At 75.5% G+C, this 19,936-nt stretch carries 16 protein-coding genes; 7 read left to right on the top strand and 9 right to left on the bottom strand.

Annotation, left to right across the window (positions count from 1 at the left end; genetic code table 11):
- Positions 1 to 169: 169 nt before the first annotated feature.
- From ACFWIC_RS07405 to ACFWIC_RS07395, 3 genes are all read right to left on the bottom strand, one after another.
- The gene (locus tag ACFWIC_RS07405) at positions 170 to 565 is read right to left on the bottom strand and encodes a DUF4118 domain-containing protein (RefSeq protein ID WP_380516661.1); all 396 of its coding nucleotides are present in this window, start codon (positions 563 to 565) and stop codon (positions 170 to 172) included.
- Positions 562 to 1,170 (bottom strand): universal stress protein, encoded by a 609-nt coding sequence (locus ACFWIC_RS07400; protein WP_380516658.1) that lies wholly within the window; start codon positions 1,168 to 1,170, stop codon positions 562 to 564. Before ACFWIC_RS07400 ends, ACFWIC_RS07405 begins: the two co-directional genes overlap by 4 nt.
- Before the next feature lie 166 nt (positions 1,171 to 1,336).
- Positions 1,337 to 2,017: a helix-turn-helix domain-containing protein gene (locus ACFWIC_RS07395; RefSeq protein WP_329947379.1), complete on the bottom strand. Its 681-nt coding sequence runs from the start codon at positions 2,015 to 2,017 to the stop codon at positions 1,337 to 1,339.
- A gap of 319 nt (positions 2,018 to 2,336) precedes the next feature.
- Here ACFWIC_RS07395 and ACFWIC_RS07390 point away from each other — a divergent pair, with 319 nt between their 5' ends.
- Positions 2,337 to 3,416, top strand: coding sequence for a hypothetical protein (locus tag ACFWIC_RS07390; protein WP_380516655.1), 1,080 nt, complete (start codon positions 2,337 to 2,339; stop codon positions 3,414 to 3,416).
- Positions 3,417 to 3,641: 225 nt separating this feature from the next.
- Positions 3,642 to 4,754, top strand: a complete 1,113-nt coding sequence (locus ACFWIC_RS07385) for a hypothetical protein (RefSeq protein ID WP_380516653.1) — start codon at positions 3,642 to 3,644, stop codon at positions 4,752 to 4,754.
- 78 nt (positions 4,755 to 4,832) lie between these two features.
- Here ACFWIC_RS07385 and ACFWIC_RS07380 read toward each other — a convergent pair whose 3' ends face one another.
- The 5 genes from ACFWIC_RS07380 to ACFWIC_RS07360 form a co-directional block, all read right to left on the bottom strand.
- Positions 4,833 to 6,194: a nitrate/nitrite transporter gene (locus ACFWIC_RS07380; RefSeq protein ID WP_329877806.1), complete on the bottom strand. Its 1,362-nt coding sequence runs from the start codon at positions 6,192 to 6,194 to the stop codon at positions 4,833 to 4,835.
- Positions 6,191 to 6,682 carry a nitrite reductase (NAD(P)H) small subunit gene (locus ACFWIC_RS07375; RefSeq protein ID WP_380516650.1) on the bottom strand — a complete coding sequence of 164 codons (492 nt, stop codon included), beginning with the start codon at positions 6,680 to 6,682 and terminating at the stop codon, positions 6,191 to 6,193. The genes ACFWIC_RS07380 and ACFWIC_RS07375 overlap by 4 nt, the downstream gene beginning before the upstream one ends.
- Positions 6,679 to 9,285, bottom strand: coding sequence for a nitrite reductase large subunit NirB (gene nirB, locus ACFWIC_RS07370; RefSeq protein ID WP_380516648.1), 2,607 nt, complete (start codon positions 9,283 to 9,285; stop codon positions 6,679 to 6,681). The genes ACFWIC_RS07375 and nirB overlap by 4 nt, the downstream gene beginning before the upstream one ends.
- Positions 9,286 to 9,437: 152 nt before the next feature.
- On the bottom strand, positions 9,438 to 10,667 hold the full coding sequence (locus tag ACFWIC_RS07365) for an NAD(P)/FAD-dependent oxidoreductase (protein ID WP_380516645.1): 1,230 nt from the start codon (positions 10,665 to 10,667) through the stop codon (positions 9,438 to 9,440).
- Positions 10,667 to 12,847 (bottom strand): molybdopterin oxidoreductase family protein, encoded by a 2,181-nt coding sequence (locus ACFWIC_RS07360; RefSeq protein ID WP_380516834.1) that lies wholly within the window; start codon positions 12,845 to 12,847, stop codon positions 10,667 to 10,669. The genes ACFWIC_RS07365 and ACFWIC_RS07360 overlap by 1 nt, the downstream gene beginning before the upstream one ends.
- Positions 12,848 to 13,246: 399 nt before the next feature.
- On the opposite strand from ACFWIC_RS07360, the gene ACFWIC_RS07355 reads away from it, so the two are divergent.
- Positions 13,247 to 14,392 carry a uroporphyrinogen-III synthase gene (locus ACFWIC_RS07355; protein ID WP_380354980.1) on the top strand — a complete coding sequence of 382 codons (1,146 nt, stop codon included), beginning with the start codon at positions 13,247 to 13,249 and terminating at the stop codon, positions 14,390 to 14,392.
- Positions 14,392 to 15,345 (top strand): sirohydrochlorin chelatase, encoded by a 954-nt coding sequence (locus tag ACFWIC_RS07350; RefSeq protein ID WP_380354983.1) that lies wholly within the window; start codon positions 14,392 to 14,394, stop codon positions 15,343 to 15,345. Before ACFWIC_RS07355 ends, ACFWIC_RS07350 begins: the two co-directional genes overlap by 1 nt.
- A 16-nt stretch (positions 15,346 to 15,361) precedes the next feature.
- Here ACFWIC_RS07350 and ACFWIC_RS07345 read toward each other — a convergent pair whose 3' ends face one another.
- Positions 15,362 to 15,571: a hypothetical protein gene (locus ACFWIC_RS07345; RefSeq protein WP_380516641.1), complete on the bottom strand. Its 210-nt coding sequence runs from the start codon at positions 15,569 to 15,571 to the stop codon at positions 15,362 to 15,364.
- Between the two features lie 271 nt (positions 15,572 to 15,842).
- Between ACFWIC_RS07345 and ACFWIC_RS07340 the strand changes: the two genes are divergently transcribed.
- From ACFWIC_RS07340 to ACFWIC_RS07330, 3 genes are all read left to right on the top strand, one after another.
- Positions 15,843 to 17,387, top strand: coding sequence for a carboxyl transferase domain-containing protein (locus ACFWIC_RS07340; protein WP_380516638.1), 1,545 nt, complete (start codon positions 15,843 to 15,845; stop codon positions 17,385 to 17,387).
- A gap of 522 nt (positions 17,388 to 17,909) precedes the next feature.
- Positions 17,910 to 18,284, top strand: a complete 375-nt coding sequence (locus ACFWIC_RS07335) for a transglycosylase SLT domain-containing protein (protein ID WP_329950109.1) — start codon at positions 17,910 to 17,912, stop codon at positions 18,282 to 18,284.
- A 288-nt stretch (positions 18,285 to 18,572) separates the two neighbouring features.
- Positions 18,573 to 19,826 (top strand): ROK family protein, encoded by a 1,254-nt coding sequence (locus ACFWIC_RS07330; protein WP_329877824.1) that lies wholly within the window; start codon positions 18,573 to 18,575, stop codon positions 19,824 to 19,826.
- Positions 19,827 to 19,936 lie beyond the last annotated feature (110 nt).

Here is a 19,936-nt window from a genome sequence, read left to right as displayed (position 1 = left end):
CGGGTTGCACGGACTCTCCCTACTGAAAGTAGGACGTGCTCTGGTAGCACCACTGACGCCTGACGAGAGATCATCTCCCTCGCGACAGGAAGAACACTACCAGCCCGGAACGGCCGTCCGAACCACGGGAGAACCCCGGACGGCCTCCCGGAGCACCCCGGGGGGTCGGTCAGGCGGTGAGACCGAACCGGCGGCCGGGACGCCGGTCACGGGGCCGCGGACGCCGGCGGGGGTGCGGACGCCGCAGGGCCGCGAGGACGGCGAAGGCGAGGGCTGCGGCGGTGAAGAGGAGGAGGTGGCCGGCCTCCGGGGCGGGGCCGGCCCACCCGAGGGTGCCCCGGCGGTGTTCGACGAACCCGTTGTGGAAGAGCCAGGCGGCCAGGCCGACCAACGGGGCGGCGGACGGGCGCGAGTAGCGGCCGACGGCGGCGCACAGCACCGCGTAGCCGGCGAGCGCGACCCAGGTGGCGCGGAGCTCGCCGAGCACGGCGAGGAGCGGGACGAGTGCGGCGGAGGCGGTCAGGGCGACCGCGCCGGACATCGCGGGCCGGAGGCGGGTGCTCATGCCGTCACCGGCATCCGGACGCGGTGGTGGCGCCGGAGCGCCTCCAGCTCGCGCTGGAGCGGCGGCTTCGGGACGGCCAGCACCGGGCAGGCCGCGTGCCGGACGCAGTAGGCGGTGACCGACGGGCGCAGCGCGCGGGCGAGCGCGCCCCGGCTGCCGGCGCCGAGGACGAGCAGGTCGCCGGGCCGGTCGGCGCAGCGGACCAGAGCCTGCCCGGTCTCGCCCCGGACGGCCACGCCGCGCAGCCGGACGCCCGCCGGGGTGCCGCCGAAGGCCTGGTCGAGGGCCTCGCGCAGACGGGCCGCGGCGGCGTCGCGGCAGGCGGTGAGCAGCGGCGGGCACGGGGAGCGGCGGTAGCCGAACTCGCCGCCGACGGGGGTCCAGCAGTGCACCGCGAGGACCTCGGCGTCGAGGCGGCGGGCCTCGGCGACGGCTCGGTGCAGGGCGGCGAGGCTGCCGAGCGAGCCGCTGAGTCCGACCACGATCCGGCCCCGGCCGCCGTCGCCCTGCCCGCCGTGCTGCTCGTCGCTCTCCTGCCCGTTCCACGGGTCGATCGGGAGGTCGATCGGCTCGTCCGCGTGGGTGCTGGCGCCGCTGTCCGCCATGGCCCTGTCCGTCCTTCCGGCTGGCTGTTCACTGGTGTGGTGCTCAGCTCCAGACAATCCCCGGCGGAGGGGGGAAGGGCCGTTCGTTGACGGAGCCCTGACGCGCGGGGCGCCGGTTCGTACGGGTTCCTGACGCGGGCGGCGGCGGCGCGGGCCCGGGAACGGGTCAGGCGCCGGGCCCGTCCGCCTCCCACAGGTCGGCGAACATCTTGTCCAGGTGCTCCTCGCCGATCGGCGGCACCGGCAGCGGGTGGGTGGCCCGGGTGCGGAAACCGTCGAGCAGCAGGGCGAGGTAGCGGCGCCAGAGGTCGGGACGGAGGTCGGTGGCGGCGGGCAGCGCGCGGCAGAGCGGGCCGAGCATGAAGAGCAGGTCCATGGTGACGACGTCGGTCCGCATGGTGCCCTGCTGCTGTGCGCGGGCGACCAGCACGCCGACCGTCTCGGCGTTGCGCCGACTGATCTCGATCATCCCGGGGACGGTGGGGATGGCCTGGGTGACCAGGTCGTTGATGCCCCGGTCGGCGGCGACCAGTTCGAAGATCCGCTCGAAGTAGCGCTCGACGGCGCCCCAGGCGTCCTCGTCGGCCAGCGCCTGCGCACCGGCGTCGCCGAGCAGCGTCGCGGCGTCCGCGAACACCTCGGCGACGAGGGCCTCCCGGGTCGGGAAGTGCCGGTACAGCGTGGCGTTGCCGACGCCCGCCTCCTTGGCGATCTGGTCGAGCGGCACGTCCAGCCCGTGCCGGGCGAACAGGTCGCGGGCGGTGGTCAGCAGCAGATCGCGGTTGCGCTGCGCATCGCGCCGCAACCGCACCGGGGGGTTCGCGCCGCCTGCGCCGCTCGCTGCCATCCCCCGACCCTAGCAACCTGGGCGTTTTCCGCCGGAAACGCCGCCCGCCACCCGGCCGGCCGGCACCCCGGCGACGGACCCGGGCGACAGACCGCCGTGGCGGACCCGGCGACGGACCGCGCCGGTACGGCGGCGGCGTACGGGGGGCGTCCGGTGGAAGAACAGGTGGCGGTCGGAGCCGTGGCCGACCTGCGGTGACCTGCGGGGGCCCCGCCCCTCCGGCCGGCCGGGGCCGGCGCCGTCCTTCCGGGAGCCCACGGGCCTGCGGAGGATCCTGGAGAAAGGTCCGACTCGTCGACCTCACAAGGGAGTTGCCCGCATGATCCGCCTCGCCTACCGGACGCTCTCGGCCTTGGCGCTGAGCTCCGCCCTGGTCCTCGCGGCCACCCCGTCAGCCCTCGCCGACCCGCCCCAGCCGATCCCCGTGCCCCCGCCCGCCGCCACCGACATCGTCGGCGTCGGCGCCCAGGTCACGGAGTCGCTCTTCAACCAGCTCTCCACCGACTACAACGCCTCCCTCACCGCCGCCGGCAACACCACCTCGCCCCGCCTCTACAGCTGGGACTCGGTCGGGGCGAACCTCATCACCCCCAAGGCGGGATCGTCCCCGCTGGTCCGCCCGATGTTCTCCAGTGCGGGCATCACGGCGGTGAACGCCACCACGAGCAGCACCGTCGACTTCGCCCGCAGCACCCGCGGCCCGAGCGTCAACGACCCGGCGTCCACCCTCTTCGTCAACCTGGCGAAGGACGCCGTGAGCTGGGCCGCGCCGACCGGCGGCCACGCCCCGAACAGTCTGACCGCCGCCCAGCTGCGCGGCATCTACGAGTGCCACACCACCAACTGGCGGCAGATCGACTCGGCGCTGCCCGACGCCCCCATCAAGCCGGCACTGCCCATCTACAACTACGAGCACATCACGGACGCCGCGTCGATGTTCCTGGCCGGGATCCAGCAGACCAGCGGGCCGAGCTACGTGAGGATCGGGGACTGCGTCACCCTCATCCGGGAGGAGAACAGCGGCACGGGCGCCTTCCTGCACGACCCGGACGTAGTCGTCCCGTACTCCGTCGGCCGCTACATCGGCCAGACCTACGGCGGCCACGCCACCCCGACCGACAACCCGGGCGCGCTCGTCCCGCGCGCGATCGGCGGTGTCCCGGTGGTGAACCCGTCCAGCCACACCCTCCACGCCACGTTCGCCGCCTCGTACTTCGCCTACCGGCTCCGGGTCGCCCTCCGGGAGGCGGAGTGGAACGCCGGTGACGCGCACGCCCGGGCGCTCCGCGAGATCTTCTCGCCGAACGGCTGGATCTGCTGGTCCGGCGCGTCGAGGATCCGCAGTCACGGCTTCCTCGCGTTTCCCCCCGGGGCCTGCGGCTCGACGGAGCACAGCTGACGGCCGGGGCCGCCCGGCCCCGCCGCGCACACCACCCGACGGCAGCCCCGGGCGGCGTACGGGGGGCGTCCGGTGGAAGAACAGGTGGCGGTCGGAGCGGGCGGGGACCGGGGGTGACCTGCGGGGACGTCCACCCCCCAGAAGCCTGGGATCTTCCGGGCCACGGACCGGCACACCGATGATCCCGGTGGCCCGACCGCCCGCCCCCGAAAGGGAGTTCACCTCGTGCACCGTCTCACCGCCCGGGTCGCCCCGGCCCTCGCACTGGCCGCCGCGCTCGCCCTCGCCTCCGCCGCCCCGGCGCTCGCCGACCCGCCCCAGCCGATCCCCGTGCCCCCGCCCGCCGCCACCGACATCGTCGGCGTCGGCGCCCAGGTCACGGAGTCGCTCTTCAACCAGTTCTCCACCGACTACAACGCCTCCCTCACCGCCGCCGGCAACACCACCTCGCCCCGCCTCTACAGCTGGGACTCCACCGGGACGACCCTCATCACCCCCAAGTCGGGATCGTCCTCGCTGGTCCGCCCCGACCGGTCCAACGCGGGAATCATCGCGCTGGCCTCCACCACCAGCGGCACGCTGGACTTCGCCCGCAGCACCCGGGGCCCGAAGGTCGACGACAGCGTGAACACGCTGTTCGTCGCCATGGCCAAGGACGCCGTCAGCTGGGCCGCCCCGGCCGGCGGCCACGCCCCGGCCAACCTCACCACCGCGCAGCTGCGCGCCATCTACACCTGCACCCTCACCAACTGGCGGCAGATCGACCCGGCGCTGCCCGACGCCACCATCCGCCCGATGCTGGCCGGCCACCTCCTGGTGACCCGGTCGGGGGTGGACGGCGCCTCCATGGACTCCTCCGGGTTCTTCCTTCAGGCCCTCGACTACTACTCCGCGATCGTGGGGGACCCCTGGACGGACCACTCGTGCGTCGGTGTCGTCGAACGGGAGAACCAGGGCACCGACGCGGTCCTGCACGACCCGGACGTGATCGTCCCGTACTCCGTCGGCCGCTACGTCGGCCAGGTCTACGGCGGCTATTCCACCCCGACCGACAACCCGGGGGTGCTCGTGCCACGCTCGGTCAACAACGTCCAACCGGTCAACCCCACGACCCACACCATCAGCGCGCCCTACTCGGCTTCGGCGTACGGGCGAGTCCTCTACAACACCGTCCGCCAGTCCGAGTGGAACGCCTTGGACGCGCACGGTGTCGCGCTGCGCGCCATCTTCGGCCCGTCCGGCTGGATCTGCCGGAGCGGCACCGGCGCCGCCGACATCCGCCTGCACGGCTTCCTCCCGCTACCGGGCCCCGCATGCGGCTCGCACACCCACAACTGACCGACCGCGGGCCCCGGACGCGTACTGCGTCCGGGGCCCGCGGCGGTTCTCCGGGCGCGTCCCGGGCCGGCCGCGCCGTCAGCGCCGGGCGCCGGGCCGGAGCCAGACCACCCAGGTGAGCGCCGCGCAGAACAGGTAGGCGGCGAGGAAGGCCAGGTAGGCGGCGTCGCCGTTGCGGCTGGAGAGGAAGGACTGGCGGAAGGCCAGGTTGACGAGCACCCCGCCGAAGGCACCGATCGCACCGGCCAGGCCGATCAGGGCGGCGGTGCGGCGCCGGCCCGCGGCCTCCGTGGCGACCGGATCGGCACCGGCGGCGACGGCGGCGCGGGAGCGGCCCTCGTAGTGGGCCGGAATCATCTTGTACGTCGAGCCGTTGCCGATGCCGCTCAGCACGAAGAGCGCGATGAACCCCGCGAGGAAGAGCGGCAGCGAGCCCGCCCGGGAGGCGGACAGCACCACGGCGGTGCCGGCGCCCATGGCGACGAAGGTGACCAGGGTGACCACGGCGCCGCCCCAGCGGTCGGCGAGCCGGCCACCGACCGGGCGCAGCAGGGAGCCGAGCAGCGGGCCGAGGAAGGTGAGCGCGGCGGCCTTGACCGGGGTGTCGAAGCGGTCGTGGAACTGCACCTGGAGGACCTGCCCGAAGGCGAAGCCGAAGCCGATGAACGAGCCGAAGGTGCCGATGTAGAGGGTCGAGACGGCCCAGCCGTACGGGTCTCGCGCGACTTCGCGCAACGAGCGGTCGGCGGAGCGCGGGGTGGCGGGCAGGTTGTCCATCCGCCGCCAGGCGCCGACGGCGGCGAGGACGATCAGCGGGAGGTAGAGCAGCGGCAGCAGGCGGGGGTGGCCGGCGCCGGCGGTCGCGAGGACGAGCAGGCCGAGGAGCTGGACGGCGGGGACGCCGAGGTTGCCGCCGCCGGCGTTGACGCCGAGCGCCCAGCCCTTGAGGCGGTGCGGGTAGAAGGCGTTGATGTTGGCCATCGAGGAGGCGAAGTTGCCGCCTCCGACGCCGGCGACGCAGGCCACCGCGAGCAGGGTGCCGTAGGAGACGCCGGGGGTGAGGACCAGCGCGGCGAGCACGGTGGGCACGAGCAGCAGCAGGGCGCTGATCACGGTCCAGGTGCGGCCGCCGAAGCGGGCGACGGCGTACGTGTAGGGGAGGCGGAGCGCGGCGCCGAGTGCGGTGGGCAGGGCGGTGAGGGTGAACTTCCCGGCCGGGTCGATGTGGTACTCCGGCCCGAGGAAGAGGACCAGGACCGACCAGAGGCTCCAGACCGAGAAGCCGATGTGCTCGGAGGCCACGGAGTAGACGAGGTTGCGGCGGGCCGTCCGGGCGCCGGTGCGCTCCCAGAACTCGGTGTCCTCCGGGTCCCAGTGGGTGAGGGTGGGGGCACCGGCTCTGCCGGCGCGGGCGGGCGGGGTTTCGACGGCGGTGCTCATGCCTGGTCCTCCCGGATTATGGGGGCGGTGCTCGGGGCGGTCTGCGGAACGGTTGGCGAGTCGGTCTGCGAGTCGGTCTGCGGGTCGGTGCCCCGGGCGGGGCGCGGGGCGGTGCCCGGGGCGGTGTGCTCGGCGGTGGTGCGGACGGGCCAGCGCCGGAGGACGGCGGGGCTGCCGTCGGGGGCGGTGTCCTCGTCGAGGCAGCGGCCGTCGGTGAGGTCGAAGACCTGCTTGTACATCGGCGAGGCGAGGGTGGGCCGGTCGCCGCGGCTGCCGAGCAGGCCGCGGGAGAGGACGTACGCGCCGCTGAACGGGTCGCGGTTGTCGACGGCGTGCAGGGCGCCGGCGCGGTCGAGGAAGAGGGCCACCTGCGCGTCGTTGCCGTCGTCGGCCGCGGCGAGGAGGACGGCGACGCCGCGGCCGGGCTGCAGGTCGTCGAGGGTACAGACGGGCTGCCAGCGGTTGCCGTCGTGGATCTCCACGGTCACTTGGCGAGCACCTCCAGTCGGGGACCGGCCACCAGGACCGGGGTGGGGGCGTAGACGGGGGCGGTGAGGACGTGGCCGTCCTCGTCGGGGCGGGCGGGGCGGATCTGGCCGCGTTCGGGGACGAAGGTGACGGCCGGGTCGGGCGTGCCGGGGGCGTTGACGAAGGAGGCGAACCGGCGAAGGCGGTCCGGGTCGGCCAGGGTGGCGGCCCACTCGTCCTGATAGGAATCGACGTGACGGTCCATCAGCTGGTCGAGCTCGGCGGCGATGCCGAGCGAGTCGTCGAGGACGACCGCACGCAGGTGGTCCAGACCTCCCTCCAGCCGTTCCAGCCAGACGGAGGTGCGCTCCAGGCGGTCGGCCGTGCGGATGTAGAACATCAGGTACCGGTCGATGGTGCGGATCAGGGTATCGCGGTCCAGATCGGCGGCGAGCAGGTCGGCATGGCGGGGGGTCATGCCGCCGTTGCCGCCGACGTAGAGGTTCCAGCCGGCGGACGTGGCGATGATGCCGAAGTCCTTGCTCTGGGCCTCGGCGCACTCGCGGGCGCAGCCGGAGACCGCCGACTTGAGCTTGTGCGGGGAGCGCAGTCCGCGGTACCGGAGCTCCAGCTCGATGGCGAGGGCCACGGAGTCCTGGACGCCGTACCGGCACCAGGTCTCTCCGACGCAGGACTTCACGGTGCGCAGCGCCTTGCCGTAGGCGTGCCCGGACTCGAAGCCGGCGTCGACCAGGCGGCGCCAGATGGCGGGGAGTTGGTCGACGCCGGCGCCGAAGAGGTCGATCCGCTGGCCGCCGGTGATCTTGGTGTAGAGGCCGAAGTCGCGGGCCACCTCGCCGATCGCGATCAGACCGTCCGGGGTGATCTCGCCGCCGGGCACGCGCGGAACGACCGAGTAGGAGCCGTTGCGCTGGAGGTTGGCGAGGAAGTGGTCGTTGGAGTCCTGGAGCGCGGCCTGCTCGCCGTCCAGGATGTGGCCGTTGGAGAGGCTGGCGAGGATGGAGGCGACGGTCGGCTTGCAGATGTCGCAGCCCTCGCCGCTGCCGTGGCGGTCGATCAGCCCGGAGAACGTGGTGAGGCCGGTGACCAGCGCGATCTCGTACAACTCGGCGCGGGTCTGCGGGAAGTGCTCGCAGAGACCGGTCTGCGGGGCGGTGCCGGCGGCGGTCAGCTCCTCGGTGACCACGGTGCTCAGCTGCTTGAGGCAGCTGCCGCAGCCGGTGCCGGCCCGGGTGCACTTCTTGACGGCGGCGACGGTCTCGCAGCCCTGGTCGCGGACGGCGGTGCGGACGGCGCCCTGGGTGACGTTGTGGCAGGAGCAGAGCACCGCGTCGTCGGGCAGCGCGATCGGGCCGGCGGCGGCGAACCCCGCGGGCAGGACGAGTTGCTCGGGCGGCGTGGTGAGCGGCTTGCCGGCCGTCGCGAGCGGGCGCAGGACGCCGTAGGACTCGGTGTCACCGACCAGGACCCCGCCGAGCAGGGCCCCGTCCCGGCCGATCACCAGCTTGCGGTACACGCCGAGCCGGCTGTCGCTGTACAGCACGTCGAGGGCGCCGTCGGCGGTGCCGTGCGGGTCGCCGAAGCTGGCCACGTCGACGCCGAGCAGCTTGAGCTTGGTGGAGGTGTCGGCGCCGGTGAAGCCCGCGCCGGGGCGGCCGGCGAGTTCGCGGGCGGCGGTCTCGGCCATCTGGTAGCCCGGGGCGACCAGCCCGTAGACCCGGCCGTCGGCGGCCTGGGCGCACTCGCCGATCGCCAGCACGGCCGGGTCCTCGGTGCGGCAGCGCTCGTCGACGACGACGCCGCCGCGCGGGCCGACCGGGAGGCCGCAGTCGCGGGCGAGCTGGTCACGCGGGCGGACACCCGCGGAGAACACCACCAGGTCGGCGACGAGTTCGCGGCCGTCGGAGAGCGTCAGGGCCCGGACCCGGTCGTCGGGACCGGTGGCGACGCCGCTCGCGCCGGCGGCGGTGTGGACGGTGACGCCGAGGTCCTCGATCTTGCGGCGGAGCAGCTCGCCGCCGCCCTCGTCGACCTGGACGGCCATCAGCCGGGGTGCGAACTCGACCACGTGGGTGGCGAGCCCCATCGCCCGGAGCGCGCCGGCCGCCTCCAGTCCGAGCAGTCCGCCGCCGACCACCACACCGGTCGCGGCGGCCGCGGCGGCGGCCCTGATCTCCTCCACGTCCTCGACGGTGCGGTAGACGTGGCAGCCGTCGGCGTCGTGGCCGGGCACCGGCGGCACGAAGGGGACCGAACCGGTGGCCAGTACCAGGGCGTCGTACCGGAGCAGGTGCCCGGACCGGGTGGTGACGGTGCGGGCGGCCCGGTCGACGGCGGTGACCGGGTCGCCGAGGCGCAGGTCGATGCCGTGCTCGGTGAGGAAGCCGGGCGGGCAGAGACCGAGGTCCTCGACGGTGCGGCCGTCGAACAGTGCGCCGAGGTGGACGCGGTCGTAGGCGGGGCGGGGCTCCTCGGCGAGCACGGTGACCCGCCAGCGGTCGGCGCCCGGCTGCTCGGTCCAGGACTCCAGGAAGCGCTGGCCGACCATGCCGTGGCCGACCAGGACGAGGTCCCGCGGCCGGTCGGGCGTGTGCGACGTCATGGCGTGACTCCTCGGGGTGGTGCGGGAAAGGGTGACGGGGGAACCGGCGGGACCGGGGGAACCTGGCAGGGCCGGGGCGGTCGGGACATCGGTCAGGCAGCGGGCGGCGGCCGGGGGTCGGGGTCCGGCGGTCAGGGGTCGGGCCCGGCCGCTCATCCGGGCGCGGGTCCGGAGCCCGCGGTGAGCAGGTGCAGCGGGTGGCCGGTGAGCGGGTCGTCGCGGGCCCAGGCGTCGGCGAGGGCGTCGAGACCGGCCAGATCGCCGAACAGGATGGCCCCGACCAGCCGGTCGCCCCGCAGCACGAGCTTCTTGTAGCTGCCCCGGGTGGCGTCGGTGAGCCGGAGGACGTCGAGCCCCTCGTCGCCCGTCTCGTCGACGGCGCCGAAGGCCGCGTACTCCAGGCCGGCGGCGCTCAGCCGCACCGACGGGCGGGAGCCGGTGTAGCGGGCGCCCGGGTCGGCGCCGGAGAGCCGCAGGGCGAGGACGTCGGCCTGGTCCCAGGCGGGGATGGCCGATCCCTGGACGGCGCCCCGGTGTTCGGCGCAGTCGCCGATGGCGGACACGTGCGGTGCGCCGGCCGCGAGGCGGTCGTCGACCAGCACTCCGGTGCCCACCGGCAGACCGGCGGCGTGGGCCAGCGCGGTCCGCGGCCGGGTGCCGCAGGCGAGCACCACCAGGTCGCAGTCGAGCCGGTAGCCGTTGGCCAGCTCCACGGCGGCGACCCGGCCGTCGGGGGCGACGACCGTGCGGGCCCGGTTGCCGGGGTAGGTCGCGACACCCAGCCCGTCGAGCCGGGCGCGGAGCGCCGCGCCCGCCTCCGCGTCGAGCTGACGCTCGATCAGATGCGGTCCCTGGTGGACGATCTCGGTCCGGACACCGAGTGCGGCCAGCGCACGGGCGGCGCTCACACCGAGCACACCGCCACCGACGACCACGGCCCGGCGGGCGGTGACGGCGTCCTCGGCGAGCCGGGTGCAGTCGTCCAGGGAACGGAGGGTGTGCACGCCCTCGGTGAGTCCGGCCCCGTCGACGCGGCGCAGGCCCCGGACGGGCGGCAGCACGGGGTTGGAGCCGGTGGCCAGCACCAGTTCGTCCCAGGGCTCCACCGTCCCGTCGGCGAGGCCGAGCGTCCGGGCGTCCGGGTCGAAGGTCACCGCCTCGCAGCCGGCGCGGAGCCGGGCGGCGCCCAGCGGCAGGGCGATCGCCTCGGCGTCGTACCGTCCGGTGAGCACGTCGGCCAGCAGCACCCGGTTGTAGGGGGTGCGCGGTTCGGCGGCGTAGACGGTGACGGTGCCGGCGCCGCCGAGCGCGGTGTACCGCTCGGCGAAGCGGGCGCCCGCCATGCCGCCCCCGACCACGGCGATCCTTCGCTCCGTACGCATCACGCCACCGCCCATGCCGTGTCGTCCGGCCGGCGCGCCCCGGGCCGCGTCGCCCGTCCCGCCCGTGCCTCCTGCATCGGCCGCGTCTCCTGGTCGGGACGCCCTTCCTGCTCCGGCCGCCCTTCCTGCCCCGGCCGCGGCCGGGCCGCGGGTTCGACCCGCACCGCGCACGTCTTGAACTCCGGCATCCGGGAGACCGGGTCGAGCGCGGGGTTGGTCAGGCTGTTGGCCCGCCCGGCCCCGGGCCAGTGGAACGGCATGAACACGGTGTCCGGCCGGATCGTGTCGGTCACCCGGGCCGGCGCCACCGCCCGGCCCCGCCGGCTGACCACCGCGACCGGATCGCCGTCGGCGATGCCGAGCCGGGCGGCCAGCCGGGGGTGCAGCTCGACGAACGGCCCGGGAGCGGCGGCGTTCAGCTCGGCGACCCGCCGGGTCTGCGCCCCGCTCTGGTACTGGGCGAGCACCCGGCCGGTGGTGAGGTGCAGCGGGTACTCCCCGTCGGGCTCCTCCCCCGCCGGACGGTGGGTCACGGCAGCGAACCGGGCGCGGCCGTCCGGGGTGGCGAACCGGTCCAGGAAGAGCCTCGGCGTGCCCGGGTGCCCGGCGTCGGGGCAGGGCCAGAAGACGCCGTTCTCCGCCGCGATCCGCCGGTAGCTGATGCCCGCGTAATCCGCGTCCCCGCCCGCCGAGGCACGCCGCAGTTCGTCGAAGACCTGCTCGGCGTCGTCCGGGAAGCCGGCCTCCACGCCCAGCCGGGCGGCGAGTTCGCGCAACAGCCACAGTTCGCTGCGCACCCCCTCGGGCGGGTCCACGGCCCGGCGGCGCAGGATCACCCGGCCCTCCAGGTTGGTGGTGGTGCCGTCCTCCTCGGCCCACTGGGTGACCGGCAGCACGACGTCGGCCAGCCGGGCCGTCTCGGAGAGCACCGGATCGGCGACGACCAGCAGGTCGAGGCCGCGCAGCCGGGAGGTGACGTGGGCGGCGTTCGGCGCGGAGACCACCGGGTTGGAGCCCATCAGCAGCAGCGCCCGCGCCCCGCCCGGCTGCCCGAGGCCGTCCAGCAGCTCGTACGCGGAGCGGCCGGACCTCGGCAGGGCCTCCGGATCGATGCCCCACACCCCGGCGACGTGTGCGCGGTCGGCCGGGTCCTCGATGGAACGGTAGCCGGGGAGCTGGTCCGCCTTCTGGCCGTGCTCCCGGCCGCCCTGCCCGTTGCCCTGGCCGGTCAGGCAGCCGTAACCCGCGTACCGGCGGCCCGCGTTGCCGGTGGCGAGGCAGAGGTCGATCCAGGCGCCGACGGTGTCCGTCCCCTTGCTCTGCTGCTCCGGTCCGCGGGCGGTGAGCACCATGCCGGTCGCGGCGCGCCCGAACAGCCGGGCCGTCCGGCGGAGCAGGTCCACCGGGACGCCCGTGAGCCGTTCCACCCGGTCCGGCCAGTGCGCCATGGCGGCCTCCCGGGCCCGGTCGAAGCCGGTGGTCCGGGCGGCGACGAAGTCCTCGTCCACCAGCCCGTCGGCGATCACCAGGTGGAGCAGTCCGAGGGCGAGCGCGAGGTCGCCGCCGGGGCGCGGCTGGAGGTGCAGGTCGGCCAGTTCGGCGGTCCGGGTGCGGCGCGGGTCGACGACGATCAGCGTGCCGCCGTTCTCCCGGATCTCGCGGAAGTAGCGGAGCGCGGGCGGCATCGTCTCGGCCGGATTGCCGCCGACGAGGATCAGGCAGCCGGTGTGCGGGACGTCGGCCAGCGGGAAGGGCAGCCCCCGGTCCAGCCCGAACGCCCGGCGGTGCGCGGCCGCGGCGGAGGACATGCAGAACCGGCCGTTGTAGTCGATGTTGGCCGTCCCCAGCACCACCCGGGCGAACTTGCCCAGCTGGTACGCCTTCTCGTTGGTCAGCCCCCCGCCGCCGAACACCCCGACCGCGTCCGCCCCGTGCCGCTCCTGGACGGCGGCGAGGCCCGTCGCCACCCGGTCGAGGGCCTCCGCCCAGCCCGCCGAGCGCAGCGGCCCGCCCGGCCGGTCGCGCAGCAGCGGTCCGGTCAGCCGGACGCCGACCGCCAGCACGGCGGGCGCGGAGCGGCCCTTGCCGCAGAGCGCACCCCGGTTGACCGGGAAGTCGGCGCGCTCCAGCACCTCGGCGGGCGCCTCCCCCGGGCCGGCGTCCGTGGCACGCAGCCGCATCCCGCACTGGAGCGAGCAGTACGGGCAGTGGGTGTCCGTGGCATCGGCGGCGCCGGCTCCGCCCGCGGCGTCGGCAGCCCCGGCAGCCCCGGCAGCGTCGGCAGCGACGGACACGTCGGACGCGTCGCGAACGGAGGCGGTGGAGTCGGCGGAGGAGGGGGTGGGGGTACGGGTGGAGGCGGAGCCGGCGGGGGTGGCGGGGGTCATGGCAAGAAATGTGACCGCCGGTCGTTTCGCGACAGGGTCCGCCGTGTTGCACGCGCGGTACACGTCCCTCACGCCCGCCGGCACCCGTGGTGCGCCCCAGGACATCCGCCGTAACCGGAGCAGCCCTTTCACTAACGCGCAGGTGACCGGCGGGCAATCGGCCCGTAACGCGCGGACCGCACCCTTTCGGCCATGGCAACAACCACCCTCACCGGATCGCGCCCCACCCCGCGGCCCGGACCCCTCACCGGCTTCACCATCGGGGTGACCGCCGCACGCCGCCGCGACGAGCTGGTGGCACTACTCACCCGGCGTGGTGCCCAGGTGGTGGAGGCACCGGCCCTGCGGATCATGCCGCTCGCCGACGACCTCGCCCTGCGCCAGGCCACCGAACAGTGCCTGGCCGCCCCGCTCGACTACGTCGTCGCCACCACCGGCGTCGGCTGGCGCGGCTGGATGAGCGCCGCCGAGGGCTGGGGCCGGGGCGCCGCCCTCGCCGAGGCCTGCCGACACGCCGTCGTCCTCACGCGCGGCCCCAAGGCCACCGGCGCGGTCCGCGCCAGCGGCCTCGGTGAGGGCTTCTCTCCCGGTTCCGAGGCCACCGACGAACTGCTCACCTGGCTGCTCGCCCGACCGCTGGCCGGCAGCCGGATCGCCGTCCAGGAGCACGGTGTCCGGCTGCACGCCTTCGCGGCGGCGCTGCGCGAACGCGGCGCCGAGGTGATCTCCGTCCCGGTCTACCGCTGGGCACCGCCGGACGACCCCGCACCGATCCGGCGGCTGGTCGAGCAGACCGTCCGCCGCCAGGTCCACGCCCTCGCCTTCACCAGCGCCCCCGCCGTCACCGCCTTCGTCGAGACGGCCGCCGCCGACGGCCTGCGCGAACCGCTGCTGGACGCGCTGCGCGGGGACGTCCTGCCGGTCTGCGTGGGCGCGCTCTGCGCCCGGCCGTTCGCCGAACTGGGCCTGCCCGCCGTGTTCCCCGAGCGCGGACGGCTCGGCTCACTGGTCCGCCTGCTCGCGGAGACCCTCCCGGGCCGGGGCCGCCGCGAGTTCGTCCTGGGCGGAAGGACCCTGACGCTCCAGGGGAACGCCGTCCTGGTCGACGGTGAGAGCCACTGGCTCAGCCCCCGCGGCGCGGCCGTGCTGCGCGCCCTCGCGGAGCGCCCGGGCCACGTCCTCAGCCGCGCGGACCTGCTGCGGACGGCCTGGGCCGACGCGGTCGCCGACGAGCACGCCGTCGAGGCGGCCGTCGGCCGGCTGCGGACGGCGCTCGGACCGCACGCCCGGCTGATCCGTACCGTGCCGAAGCGCGGCTACCGTCTGGCGGCGGACTGATGGCCGCCCGGCTCCACCCCGCCACCGCGCCCGGCCGGTCCGGCAGCGCCGGGGGTTCAGGCTCCGGCTGCGCCGTCTGCGCCGCCGGTCCGTCGGTGGCCGACCCGGCCGAGCAGCGCGCGCCTGCGGACGAACCCCCGGTCCTGCTCGCCGTCGCACACGGCAGCCGGTCCGCCGAAGGGGTCGCCACCGGCCGTGCGCTGCTCGGCCGGGTCCGCGAGCTGCGGCCCGAACTCGACGTCCGCTGCTGCTTCCTGGACCTCGCCCGCCCCTCGCTGCCGGAAGCGCTCGACGCACTGCGCGGACGGCCCGCCGTCCTGGTCCCGCTGCTGCTGGGAGCCGGCTACCACCTGCGCGTCGACCTCCCCGGTGCGCTCGCCGCCGCCGGGCTGGCGCACCTCCCGCTCGCCCCCGCGCTCGGCCCGCACCCCCTGCTCGCCGCCGCGCTCGCCGACCGGCTCACCGACAGCGGCCGCCCGGCGGGCGCCGGTCCGGTCGTCCTCGCGGCGGCCGGCTCCTCCGATCCCGCCGCCAACGCGGACACCGCGCAGATGGCCCGGATGCTGGCCGACCGCCTCGCCGACGGCCGGCCCGTCGTCCCCGCCTACCTCTCGGCCGCCCACCCCACCCCCCAGCAGGCGGTGACCGCCCTGCACGCCGCCGGCCACCGGCACGTCGCCGTCGCCACCTACCTGCTCGCCCCGGGCTTCTTCGCCACCCGCGCCGCCGCCACCCCCGCGCGCTGGACCGGTGCGCCCCTCGGCACCCACGACGGCCTCGCCCGCCTCGTCGCCGAACGCTACGACCGGGCACGCGCCGGTCAGGCACTCTCCGACCGGGCGCTCGCCGACCGGTCCGGGAACGACCGGGCCCGTCCCGACCGGGCCCACGCCGCCCGGGTTCACCCCGCCCGGATCCACGCCGACCGGAGCACCATGGCCGGAGCAGGCTGACCACCGGCAGCGGCCGTCAGGCCCGGCGGCGGCGGTGGTACGCGAAGGTGAGGGCCAGGATCAGCGGGCCCCCCAGCACGAACAGCCCGCTGACCACCACGGAAAGCGCCCGCCACCAGCCGTTGGCGAAGCCGACGTCCGAGAAGCCCGCGAGCCCGAAGGTGGTGAGCACCCAGTCGACCGTCAACAGGGTGAAGCCCAACCCCGTCACCTCGGTGCTCGTCATGTGCCCAGCCTCCGCGTCCGCCGACCGTCGCGAATCGTGCGGACGCCCGATCCCTTTCCCCCGCGCGGGGGAGCACCGGCCTGCGCCCGGCGCCTCTCCTCTCCCCTCCTTCCCTTCCGCCTCCTCCCCCTCTCTTCCTCCTCTCTTCCTCCCGTCCGCCGGCGAAGCTGTCGGACTGCTCACACCCACCCGCCAATCCCCCTGCGCCCGCCGCCCTCCGCCTAGGGTGATCTTCGTCGGTGCGGGCGGATCGGACGATGGGGTGGACCAGGTGGGAGTTTCACTGACGGCGCGTCAGCTGGTCGAGCTGCTCGTGGACCCCGGGAGCCACCTGGACTGGGACGAGCCGGCGGACACGGAGCCCGCGGACGCCGAGTACCGGGCGAGCCTCGCCCGGGCACGCCGGCGGACCGGACTGGACGAGGCGGTCCTCACCGGCACCGGCCGGATCGGCGGACAGACCGTCGCCCTGATCGCGTCCGAGTTCGGCTTCCTCGGGGGGTCGATCGGGGTCGCCACGGCCGAACGGATCACCCGGGCCGTGGAGCGGGCGACCGCCGAGCGGCTGCCCGTGGTCGCTCTGCCGGTCTCCGGTGGGACGAGGATGCAGGAGGGGTCGGCCGCCTTCCTCTGCATGCTGCGGATCACCGCCGCCGTCCAGGCGCACCGCGCGGCGGGCATCCCGTACCTCACCTATCTGCGCAACCCCACCATGGGCGGGGTGTTCGCCTCCTGGGGCACGCTCGGGCAGCTGGTGTTCGCCGAGCCGGGGGCCCGGCTCGGCTTCCTCGGGCCGCGCGTCTACGAGGAGCTGCGGGGTGTGGAGCTGCCCGCCGACGTGCAGCGCGCCGAGACCCTGGCCGACCGCGGCCTGGTGGACGCGGTGGTGGCGCCGGAGGAGTTGCGCGAGGTGCTGCGGCGCTCGCTCTCCGTGCTGACCCGCGTGGCGCCGGTCGGCGGACCCGGAGAGCCGCTCGGATCCGATGAGCCCGCCGGACCCGCCCGACCCGGCGGGTCCGGCGGGTCCGGCGGGTCCGGCGAACGGCCCGACGCCTGGGAGGCCGTCCGGCGGACCCGCCGCCCCGACCGACCGGGCACCCGCGAGCTGCTCCGTCGAACGGCCGAGGAGCTGGTGCTGCTGGACGTACCGGGCGGCCGGGACGGCGCACTGGTGCGCGCGCTCGCCGTCCTGGAAGGGCGGCCGGTGCTGGTGGTCGGGCAGCAGCGGCAGGCCGGCGACCGCGAGCGGCCGTTCACCGCGGCCGACCTGCGCGCCGTCCGCCGGACCGCCGGGCTCGCCGAGCAGCTCGGGATGCCCCTGGTCACGGTGGTCGACACGGCCGGGGCCGAGCTCTCCGCCCAGGCCGAACTGGACGGCATCGCGGTGGAGATCGCGCACTGCCTGACCACCCTGCTCTCGCTGCGCACGCCGGTGCTGTCGGTGCTGCTCGGCCAGGGCTCGGGCGGCGGCGCGCTGGCCCTGCTGCCGGCCGACCGGGTACTCGCCGCCGGGAACGCCTGGCTGGCGCCGCTCCCGCCGGAGGGCGCGTCGGCGATCGTCCACCGGGACGGCGCGCACGCCGCCGAACTGGCCCGGGCCCAGGGCATCGGCGCGTACGACCTGGCCGCGGTGGGCCTGGTGGACGTGGTCGTGCCGGAGCTTCCGGACGCCGCCGAGGAGCCGGCGGCGTTCTGCGAACGGCTCGGACGGGCCGTCGGCGTCGCGCTCGGCGAGCTGTCACGGCTGTCGGCGGCGGAGCGGTCGGCCGCCCGCGCCCTGCGGCACCGGCGACTGGGGGACGCGATCGCCCCGTGAGACCGGTTTCCGGCGCCGTGCCTGCGCATCCGGTACCCGCGCCTGTGGCGCCGCTCTCAGATCGTCTGTACCCGTGGTGGCGGCGGCGCGCCGGTCGGTGACGGCGCCGGGAGCCGGTCCGGTGAGTGCGCTCACAGGGATTCGACGGCCACGACGGTCGATAGTGCCCGCGCCGTCCGGCGACGACTGCTCTGAGCGGCCCCGCCCGGTCCGGACATCGGTGCAGCTCAGCGGGCATTGCGGCGCGTCGTCACCGCGCCGCCTTCGATTCGCGGCACCGCCCGCCGCTACGACGGTGCGTCGTATCCGGGGGGTCTTGGCGGGCGCCCTCCGCGTCTGGCAACAATGGCTCAGTCGTCAGCCGCACCCGGTACCTGTCCCACCGGGAGCGGCTTTCCGCAGACTTTTCGCCGGGCACGCCCCGCGACCGTTTCGGCCCCTGTCCGGCCGCGGTCGGGGCGGGGCGTGCACCGGCCCAACCTGATTGAGGTCTTGTTCTTCATGCCCGCTTTCAAGCTTCGTATGCGCACTTCTGCCGCTCTTCTTGCCGGTGCCGCCGGTCTGACCGCCCTGGGCGCCGGCCTGGTGCCCGCCACCGCCTCGGCCGCGACCGCGTCCCCGCAGGCCATCGCCGCCCAGATCGTGCCGGCCGGCCAGCTCGCCGCGTTCAAGCAGATCATCTCCCACGAGTCCAGCTGGAACGTGACCGCGACCAACCCCAGCTCGGGCGCGTACGGCCTGGCGCAGGCGCTGCCGGGTTCGAAGATGGCGACGCACGGCTCCGACTGGAAGACCAACCCCACCACCCAGATCAAGTGGGCGCTGGACTACATGAACACCCGCTACGGCAGCCCGAACGCCGCCTGGTCGTTCTGGCAGACCCACCACTGGTACTAAACCGACCCCACCCGTCTCCACCGACGGCATCCGGACCGCCTGTCCCCCCTCACCCCGGGGTCGGACAGGGATCACCGGGGTGACCGAAGGGCCCGGCCGCGCGCGATCCGCGCGGCCGGGCCCTTCGGGCGTTCCCGCCGGGCGTGTTCCGGCTCGCACGGGCCCGCGCACCGGGCCCGCCCCCGTTCGGCAGGAGCCCGTCCGGTCGGCGGACCGGTCGGATATATTCGGGCCGAGACAAAGTCCCGCCCGCTCGGGCCCCGCCCGGCCCCGCCCGAGGAGCATCCGGTGACCCAGCCCCCGCGCGCCACGCCGCGCACCACGTCACGGACCGCACCGCGCACCCCCGCGACCGCGACCACACAGACCGTGGCGCAGGTCAACCAGACCGTACTGCTGGAGGTACTGCGCCGGCACGGCTCGCTCTCCCGGCAGCGGCTCGCGGCGGAGAGCGGCCTCTCCACCGCGACCGTGCACCGCCTGGTCGAGGTGCTGCGGACGGCCGGACTGGTGATCGTGGAGACCGAACGGGCGCCGTCCAGCGGGGGGCGGCCGCCGCAACTCGTCCGCTACAACGCCGGTGCGCAGACCGTGCTCGCCGTGGCGATGCGGCCGCGCCGGATCGTCGGCGTGGTCGCCGACCTGCACGGCACCGTGCTGCACGAGACCGAGCACCACTGGACCGGCCTCGGCCCCGACCGGAGCCGCGAGCCGTCCGCCGAGGACCTCACCGGGCCGCTGCTGGCCCTGGTCGACGGCCTGCGCACGTGGGCCGGCCGGCACGCCGGCGCCCCGCGCGCCCTGGTGGTCGGAGTGCCCGGCGTGGTCCGGGACCGGACGGGGCTGGTGGAGTTCGCGCCGGCGCTGGACTGGCCCGGGATGCGGCTGCGCGCACTGCTCCAGGAGCGGTTGGGCATCCCGGTGGCGGTCGAGAGCAACGTCGACCTGGTCGCGCTGGCCGTCCGGCACAGCGAGGCCGGTGCGGGGGTGAGCGACCTCGCGGCGGTGGTGGTCGGGATCGAGGTCGGCGCCGGGATCGTGCTCGGTGGCCGCCTGCACCGGGGGCGGCTCGGCTCGGCGGGCGCGCTCGGCCACCTGATGACCGACCGGCGGGCGCTGGACCGGCCGCTCGGCCGGACCGGCGACACCCAGTCACGGATCGGCGACCACGCCGTCGACCGGCGGATCACCGAGGCGGGGCTGACCGTCACCGGCACCTCGGCCGAGCGGGTCGCCGAACTGTTCCGGCTGGCCCGGGAGGGGGAGCCGGCCGCGGTCCGGCTGGTGGACGAGTTCACCGACGACCTGGCCCTGCTGGTGGCCAATCTGACCAGCGTGCTCGGGCCCGAACTCGTCGCGCTGGGCGGCCGGTTGTTCTGGGAGAGCGGGGGCGAGATGCTGCCCGCGATCGAGTCCCGCCTGCAGGGCCGGGTCCCGGTCCTGCCGCGCCTGATGGTGGTGCACTCGACCACCACCGAGCTGGTCGGCGCCGCCGCGTCCGCCGTCCGCCTCGCCGACGGGGCGACGTTCATCACCCGCTGAACCGCCGGGCCGGCCTCGCCCCGCCGGCCCGCCCAGGGCCGCCACCCCCCGCACCGCCCCTCGGACCCGCCGCACGGCCCCGAATCCGCGCCTCCCCCTTCCCGCACGCG

Source organism: Kitasatospora sp. NPDC127035, assembly GCF_042726075.1.
GTDB lineage: Bacteria > Actinomycetota > Actinomycetes > Streptomycetales > Streptomycetaceae > Kitasatospora.
This window is presented reverse-complemented; position numbering and strand designations above follow the sequence as displayed.

Excerpts from the sequence above, each read along its gene's own strand:
- ACFWIC_RS07405 (WP_380516661.1), bottom strand. The coding sequence starts at position 565 with ATGAGCACCCGCCTCCGGCCCGCGATGTCCGGCGCGGTCGCCCTGACC.
- ACFWIC_RS07400 (WP_380516658.1), bottom strand. The coding sequence starts at position 1,170 with ATGGCGGACAGCGGCGCCAGCACCCACGCGGACGAGCCGATCGACCTC.
- ACFWIC_RS07395 (WP_329947379.1), bottom strand. The coding sequence starts at position 2,017 with ATGGCAGCGAGCGGCGCAGGCGGCGCGAACCCCCCGGTGCGGTTGCGG.
- ACFWIC_RS07390 (WP_380516655.1), top strand. The coding sequence starts at position 2,337 with ATGATCCGCCTCGCCTACCGGACGCTCTCGGCCTTGGCGCTGAGCTCC.
- ACFWIC_RS07380 (WP_329877806.1), bottom strand. The coding sequence starts at position 6,194 with ATGAGCACCGCCGTCGAAACCCCGCCCGCCCGCGCCGGCAGAGCCGGT.
- nirB (WP_380516648.1), bottom strand. The coding sequence starts at position 9,285 with ATGACGTCGCACACGCCCGACCGGCCGCGGGACCTCGTCCTGGTCGGC.
- ACFWIC_RS07365 (WP_380516645.1), bottom strand. The coding sequence starts at position 10,667 with ATGCGTACGGAGCGAAGGATCGCCGTGGTCGGGGGCGGCATGGCGGGC.
- ACFWIC_RS07360 (WP_380516834.1), bottom strand. The coding sequence starts at position 12,847 with ATGCGGCTGCGTGCCACGGACGCCGGCCCGGGGGAGGCGCCCGCCGAG.
- ACFWIC_RS07355 (WP_380354980.1), top strand. The coding sequence starts at position 13,247 with ATGGCAACAACCACCCTCACCGGATCGCGCCCCACCCCGCGGCCCGGA.
- ACFWIC_RS07350 (WP_380354983.1), top strand. The coding sequence starts at position 14,392 with ATGGCCGCCCGGCTCCACCCCGCCACCGCGCCCGGCCGGTCCGGCAGC.
- ACFWIC_RS07345 (WP_380516641.1), bottom strand. The coding sequence starts at position 15,571 with ATGACGAGCACCGAGGTGACGGGGTTGGGCTTCACCCTGTTGACGGTC.
- ACFWIC_RS07335 (WP_329950109.1), top strand. The coding sequence starts at position 17,910 with ATGCGCACTTCTGCCGCTCTTCTTGCCGGTGCCGCCGGTCTGACCGCC.